Annotated in this window: 7 protein-coding genes and 1 pseudogene; 6 read left to right on the top strand and 2 right to left on the bottom strand. The window is 64.2% G+C overall.

The window, feature by feature from the left end; translation table 11 throughout:
• Window positions 1-90 (bottom strand): annotated as a pseudogene (locus tag FNJ47_RS44125) (DUF899 family protein); the annotation flags it as partial.
• A gap of 50 nt (window positions 91-140) precedes the next feature.
• Between FNJ47_RS44125 and FNJ47_RS44120 the strand changes: the two are divergent.
• From FNJ47_RS44120 to FNJ47_RS44110, 3 genes are all read left to right on the top strand, one after another.
• On the top strand, window positions 141-488 hold the full coding sequence (locus FNJ47_RS44120; RefSeq protein ID WP_175068507.1) for an SRPBCC domain-containing protein: 348 nt from the start codon (window positions 141-143) through the stop codon (window positions 486-488).
• Window positions 489-506: 18 nt separating this feature from the next.
• Window positions 507-1,244 (top strand): DUF899 domain-containing protein, encoded by a 738-nt coding sequence (locus tag FNJ47_RS44115; protein WP_163162797.1) that lies wholly within the window; start codon window positions 507-509, stop codon window positions 1,242-1,244.
• A gap of 106 nt (window positions 1,245-1,350) precedes the next feature.
• Window positions 1,351-1,707, top strand: a complete 357-nt coding sequence (locus FNJ47_RS44110) for a DUF1428 domain-containing protein (RefSeq protein ID WP_163162796.1) — start codon at window positions 1,351-1,353, stop codon at window positions 1,705-1,707.
• 9 nt (window positions 1,708-1,716) lie between these two features.
• On the opposite strand, the gene FNJ47_RS44105 is transcribed toward FNJ47_RS44110, so the two are convergent.
• Window positions 1,717-3,930: a patatin-like phospholipase family protein gene (locus tag FNJ47_RS44105; RefSeq protein WP_163162795.1), complete on the bottom strand. Its 2,214-nt coding sequence runs from the start codon at window positions 3,928-3,930 to the stop codon at window positions 1,717-1,719.
• A gap of 226 nt (window positions 3,931-4,156) precedes the next feature.
• On the opposite strand from FNJ47_RS44105, the gene FNJ47_RS44100 reads away from it, so the two are divergent.
• Genes FNJ47_RS44100 through FNJ47_RS44090 form a run of 3 tightly spaced genes read left to right on the top strand, consistent with a single transcriptional unit; the run spans window position 4,157 to window position 5,912 of the window.
• The gene (locus tag FNJ47_RS44100; protein ID WP_163162794.1) at window positions 4,157-4,774 is read left to right on the top strand and encodes a hypothetical protein; all 618 of its coding nucleotides are present in this window, start codon (window positions 4,157-4,159) and stop codon (window positions 4,772-4,774) included.
• Complete coding sequence (locus tag FNJ47_RS44095) at window positions 4,761-5,141, top strand: transcriptional regulator (protein ID WP_163162793.1); 381 nt, start codon at window positions 4,761-4,763, stop codon at window positions 5,139-5,141. The genes FNJ47_RS44100 and FNJ47_RS44095 overlap by 14 nt, the downstream gene beginning before the upstream one ends.
• A 30-nt stretch (window positions 5,142-5,171) precedes the next feature.
• Window positions 5,172-5,912 carry a di-trans,poly-cis-decaprenylcistransferase gene (locus tag FNJ47_RS44090; RefSeq protein WP_163162792.1) on the top strand — a complete coding sequence of 247 codons (741 nt, stop codon included), beginning with the start codon at window positions 5,172-5,174 and terminating at the stop codon, window positions 5,910-5,912.
• Window positions 5,913-6,035: the final 123 nt, after the last annotated feature.

Genomic DNA, 6,035 nt, shown 5'->3' with positions numbered 1-6,035 from the left:
CGACACCCAGTCGAAGGTCCAGCCCATCCGCTTCTTGAACGCCTCGAGCTTGGCCAGCGGCGCTCGCGAGATCGCGACCATCGTCGTGTCGCGCGCGGCCCGAAAAAGTCTACGCCGCGTGGACCGAGCCGGAAAACCTAGTGCAATGGTTCGGGCCGGGGCAGGTCAAGCCCGGCACGACCCAGGCTGAGCTCGATGTTCGTGTCGGCGGACGCTACCGGATCAAGTTCACCGGCAAGAACGGCGAATATCACGAGGTCGGCGGCACCTATCGTGAGGTGGTGCCGAACGAGAAGCTGGTGTTCAGCTGGGCCTGGCATTCGACGCCGGAGCGCGAGTCCGAAGTGACGGTGTCGATCAAGCCCGACGCCGGCGGCACCTTGCTCACCTTCCATCACGCGCAGTTCGTCGATGAGACCGCTCGCGACAACCATCGGCGCGGCTGGACCGAATTCCTCGGCAATCTGGAACAGTATGTCGACGCCTGACCTGCAAAGGAGCATGCCATGTCTCAGCACACAATCGTCTCGCGCGAACAATGGATCGCCGCCCGCAAGGCGCTGATGATCAGCGAGAAGGAGCTCACCCGGGCCCGCGAAGCGGTGAGCCGGCAGCGCCGCGAGCTGCCGTGGGTGAAGGTCGACCAGGACTATGTGTTCGACGGGCCTGATGGCAAGGTGACGCTCCGCGATCTCTTCAAGGGCCGGCCGCAGCTCGTGGTGCAGCACGTGATGTTCGCGCCGGAATGGGATGCCGCCTGCAAGAGCTGCTCGTTCTGGGTCGACGGCTTCGAGCGCATGGTTCCGCATCTCGCCGCGCGCGACACGACGATGGTCGCGATCTCGCGAGCGCCGCTGGCCAAGCTCGAGGCGTTCAAGAAGCGGATGGGCTGGACCTTCGACTGGGTGTCGTCGGGAACCAACGACTTCAACTACGATTACGGTGTGTCGTTCACGCAAGGTCAGATCGATGCGGGGGACGCGAAATACAATTATGGAACGACGCCGCTCTATGGTCCCGAGCTGCCCGGCATCAGCGTGTTCTTCCGCGACGAGGAGGGCAGCGTGTTCCACACCTACTCGACCTTCGCGCGAGGCCTCGACATGATGAATGCCGCCTACCATTATCTCGACCTGACGCCGCTCGGCCGCCACGAGGAAGGCTTGCCCTATCCGATGGATTGGCTGCGGCTACGTGACCAGTACCAACCGGCGCCGGTTCAGGCATCCTGCTGTCACTCCTGACGCTTGGCGCGTCACACGCCGTCATTGTTTCGCGAAGCCTGTGATGGGCTGCGCGCTCGTATGCGCTGCTGCCTGCAACGACGGTCCAGTACAGAAGGAAACGCCCATGCCCTACGTCGATGGTTTCGTCGTCGCCGTGCCGAAGAAGAAACTCAAGGCCTACGCCCAGCTATCGAAGAAGGCCGGCAAGGTCTGGCGCGAGCATGGCGCGCTGGATTATCGCGAATGGGTCGCCGACGACGTCAAGCCGGGCAAGCTGACCTCCTTTCCGCAGAGCGTGAAACTGAAGGCCGACGAAACCGTGGTGTTCGCCTGGATCACCTACAAGTCGCGCGCCCAGCGCGACAAGATCAACGCCAAGGTGATGGCGGATCCCCGCTTCGCGTCGATGGATCCGAAAGCGGCGCCATTTGATCTCAAGCGGATGATCTATGGCGGCTTTGCCAGCCTGGTGAAGGTGTGATGGTCCTCGTCACTTTCGCTTCTGCGCGATAGTGGCTTCCAGCATCGGCGGCCTGATATCCGTGTTCAAGGTTTTGAGCACGTCGTCGAGTTGGCGGCGATTCTCCGTGGCGCGACCGATGACTGCGCGAAGGTCGGCGGTCATCGTCTCCTCCATGCCTGGCGTGTAGTGGCGGCTTGCGAGGAACTCGTCGAGCTTTCCCGCGTCGACGTTGAAGGTCACGTCCATCGCATCGAGCGTGCCGAGCGAGAGCACCCAGCTCATGGCCGTGTAGGCGTCGTTGCCAAGGGGCTTGAGATCGAACGAGTGAAACTCGGCGTTCTCCAGGCCGGATATGCCGGTATCGGAGACGCGCTTGGCGCCGAGCACGCCGCGCGCACCGCGCGTATGATAGAGGCCACCGATGATCGACGTAACCTCGATCAGGATGGGTGAGCGCGGCTGGGCCTTTGCCGGCTCGACCGGGACCGGCTGGCCGCCGGTATGCCGTGCGAGGTCCTCGGGGCCCATGGTGTCGTCGTTCAGGATCTCGATGATGACGATCTTCCGTGTGCGTCCGGTTCGCTTCAGATAGCGCGCGAGGTCATAGACGGTCTCGATGCCGCCATTCTCGAAATAGCCGCCGTCGATGATGCGCCCGCTGGTGGACTGTCCGTTGACCAGGCGCCCCGGCGGGCTGACGATGGTAAAGCGGGCGGAATTGAGCACCGCGGTCGATGCGCGGATCGGCGCCGGCGCCAGCGTGTAGAAATCGTGCGTGTCCTCGAACGCGTCCGTTTCGATGCGGATCGGCGCGGTAACGATGCGCTTGCCGGTCTCGACATAGGTGCCGTTGGCGAGCACGATCGGCACCCATCGTCCGTCGTCTTGCTGAAGCCGGGACTTGCTCCATATGCCGGTGTATTCGCCCGCCAGGCGCCCCTTCGCCGGGCATGGCTGCTGTTTGCAGGCCGTCGCGAGCTGATCCCACCCGATCTCGAATGCCTCTTCCAGGGAAATGGCGCGGTCGGGAAGCAACGGCGCCGGCAGGAAACGTTGCAGCAGGTCGGTGAACAGCAGCCCGCCGATGGCCGGCGACAGATAGTCCTTGCCGAAGAAGGTCTGCACGAAATTCAGCCGGGCCTGCTTGCCGGATGCTTCCGAATCCATCGGGCGATCGGCGAGCCAAGCCGCGTAGCCGATTGCGCCGAGGGAGCCGCCCGAGACGCTGCTGATAGCGAACACATGATCGGAGAATTTTCCGTTGCTGCGTTCATCGAGCGCCCGCAGCACGGTGCCGGTCCAATACGCCGCGCGCGAAGCTCCTCCGGCCGCGGCGACGAGGATCATCGGTTCGTTGGGCGCGCGGCCGGCCTCCCATCGCGCCAAAGCCTGCTCGAGCGATGGGCGCGCCGACATATCGGCAGTGGCCGGGAGGCTGCGGACGCGATGATTGTCGTTGAACAGGCTGAACACCACGAAGGCGATGCCGCCGAGCAGCACGATCGGAATTCTTTGCTGCCGCACCAGAAAGATCAGCAGGCTGGTGATCGGGATGATGCATCCGATCGCGCCATAGGCGAGCGCCGCGGGTCCCAATGCCCAGGCGAAATGGGTGCGGAGGCCGGATATCCAGAGCAGCACGAAGATCGCCACCGAGATGACGACGGTCGCAGCGATGAAGGCCCAATCGCCGCGTTCAAGCCGGATTGCGGCGAAAGGCTGCACGCCCGGCTGTGCACCAAACCGCACGGTACGATAGACGAAGAAGGCAAACAGAAGCACGGCGGCCAGCGTGAAGCAGGCCATTCCGACCCAGGCATCCTGCAAGCCGTGTCGCGCGCTCAGCCACATTGCAGCGATTGCGCCCAGCAGCGGCGCGATCCCGAAGACGCGGCGGAGATAACGAAACCACAGCGGCTGCTGCTGCGCCTGTCGGGTCTTGTAGAGCAGGTTGGACCAATACCATGCGTTGATGCCGGACCACACGCAGGCGGCCAGGAACGCAGCCCATCGCCCGAAGGCCGGCCACGCATCGTCTGCGATCGTCCAGCCGCTCATCGTGGCATTGGCGCTGTCGACCAGCGCCCGGACCACGTCTCTGCCCTGATCCAGATACAGCAGCGCGACACCGCCGACGGCGAGGCAGATGACGATGATGCGGAGATCCTCGACGGTGCGATACAGCCGTCGGAGACGTCGAAAAAACGCGCCGATGCGATTGAGGTGCTGGGCGAAGTTCATGAAAAACTCCCGGCAAAAAGTCGCGCGGACCGGCCACGGCATGCTCCGGTCACAGAAATGGTCGCTGTGCTGAAATTGTGCCGTATGCTATCGCAACCAAAGCGAGAATGGCAATCGGTTGTTTACCGTGTCTGAGCGCGGCCCAGCCCCTTGCCGCCCGCCGGCAATCGCGCTTGCGTTTACTTGGCGATCCCGTATACTTTGCAATACAAAGTTTGGACGAATCATGCGCGACCTCGACAAGGCGTTGGCCGATATTCTCGCGATCCGCAGCCAGATCGCGGTGGGAACCGCGTTCCGCGGCTACGGTCCGGCAACCGTCGCCGCCACCAGCGGCATCGCACTGATCACCGCGCTCGCCCAACATCTCTGGCTTGACGATCCCACCGGCCATCCGATCGCGTTTCTTGCCGGCTGGGCGGCGGCTGCGCTGCTGTCAGCCGTGCTGATCTGGATCGAGATGCAGGCGCGCTCACGGCGGCATCATTCGGGCCTTGCGGACGCGATGGTCCAGCAGGCGATCGGGCAGTTCGTTCCTGCCGTCATCGCCGGCGTGCTGCTCGCGATCCTGCAATGGAAATTCGCGCCCGAGACGCTGTGGATGCTGCCCGGCCTGTGGCAGGTGCTGGTCAGCCTCGGTGTGTTCGCCTCGGTCCGCCTGCTGCCGCGCACGATCGCGCTCGGCGGCGCCTGGTACTTCCTGTCGGGCTTCACGGTACTCCTGATCGCAAGCCAGAGTCACGCGCTGTCGCCCTGGACCATGGGACTGCCTTTCGCGATCGGCCAGTTGCTGCTCGCAGCACTGTTGTATTTCGCTTCCGGAGGCCATGATGCCGAAGACTGACGTGACCACCGCGCCGTTCGCCTATGACGGCCTCGACCGCGTCATCCACGAGAAGGCGCGGCTCGGCCTGCTGACCTCGCTGATGGCGCATCCGAAGGGGCTCGCCTTTGCCGATCTCAAGCAGCTCTGCGGCCTGACCGACGGCAATCTCAGCCGGCATCTGCAGGTGCTGCAGGAGGCCGGCCTCGTCGACGTCATCAAGGGCTATGAAGGCAATCGCCCGCACACCACCTGCCGTCTGACCAAGAGCGGCCGCCGCCGTTTCCTCGATTATCTTGCCGTGCTCGAGAAGCTGGTGCGCGACGCGGCCAAGGCTGCCGGCAAGGACGAAGGCGCATCTGGCCGCCTTGGTATCCAGCCGGTTTGATCTTCCCATTTTTTTGCCGGAGACTTTGTGATGCAAAGCAACGTCGCGCTCAAGCCGGAAGCCGCCATGCGGCTGCATGTCGGCATCATCATGGACGGCAACGGCCGCTGGGCGACGCGGCGAGGCCTGTCCCGGCTGCGCGGACATGAGGCAGGCGTCGAGGCGATCCGCCGCATCGTTGAGGCCGCGCCGGACCAGGGCGTCGGCACACTGACGCTTTATGCGTTCTCCAGCGACAACTGGCGTCGTCCGAAGGCCGAAGTCGCCGCGCTGATGGGACTGCTGCGATTCTATCTGGCCAACGAGATCGCGGCCCTCGTGCGCAACGGCGTCCGCCTTAGCGTGATCGGGCGCCGCGACCGGCTGCCCGACGGCATCGCCACTGCGATCACGCGCGCCGAGGCCGCGACCGCCGACGGCACCACATTGCATCTGCGCATCGCGATCGACTATTCGGCGCGCGACGCGATCCTGAACGCTGCGGCGCGCGTCGCCGGCATCGGGGAGCTGAGCCGCGAGGCCTTCGCCGATCTGATCACCGGCGAGGCCGGCCTGCGCGACGTCGATTTGATCATCCGCACCTCGGGCGAGAAGCGGCTGTCGGACTTCCTGCTCTGGGAGGGCGCCTATGCCGAACTGCATTTCACCGAGCGGATGTGGCCTGAATTCGATGCCGACGATCTCGCTGATGCGCTTGCCTCCTTCCATCGCCGCGAGCGCCGCTTCGGCGGGCTGACCGCGATCGCGCCGGCGGAGGTGCCGAACCTCTAGGTGGTGTGGACTCTAAGGATTCCCTTTTAGGAGCAAATCAGATTCAAGGCTGCTTTTGGGGAGGCCGCCTTGGGTGTGATGGACCGTTTGGTATTGAGCGACGCGGCGTGGAAGCGGATGGCG

The sequence above is a fragment of the Bradyrhizobium uaiense genome, assembly GCF_010811875.1.
Taxonomy (GTDB): domain Bacteria; phylum Pseudomonadota; class Alphaproteobacteria; order Rhizobiales; family Xanthobacteraceae; genus Bradyrhizobium; species Bradyrhizobium uaiense.
The sequence above is the reverse complement of the archived record's forward strand: the minus strand, read 5'-3'. Positions and strand labels throughout refer to the sequence as shown.

Bases quoted from the DNA above. Each gene is read 5' to 3' on its own strand.
- FNJ47_RS44110 (WP_163162796.1), top strand. From the start codon at position 1,351: ATGCCCTACGTCGATGGTTTCGTCGTCGCCGTGCCGAAGAAGAAACTC.
- FNJ47_RS44115 (WP_163162797.1), top strand. From the start codon at position 507: ATGTCTCAGCACACAATCGTCTCGCGCGAACAATGGATCGCCGCCCGC.
- FNJ47_RS44090 (WP_163162792.1), top strand. From the start codon at position 5,172: ATGCAAAGCAACGTCGCGCTCAAGCCGGAAGCCGCCATGCGGCTGCAT.
- FNJ47_RS44105 (WP_163162795.1), bottom strand. From the start codon at position 3,930: ATGAACTTCGCCCAGCACCTCAATCGCATCGGCGCGTTTTTTCGACGT.
- FNJ47_RS44095 (WP_163162793.1), top strand. From the start codon at position 4,761: ATGCCGAAGACTGACGTGACCACCGCGCCGTTCGCCTATGACGGCCTC.
- FNJ47_RS44100 (WP_163162794.1), top strand. From the start codon at position 4,157: ATGCGCGACCTCGACAAGGCGTTGGCCGATATTCTCGCGATCCGCAGC.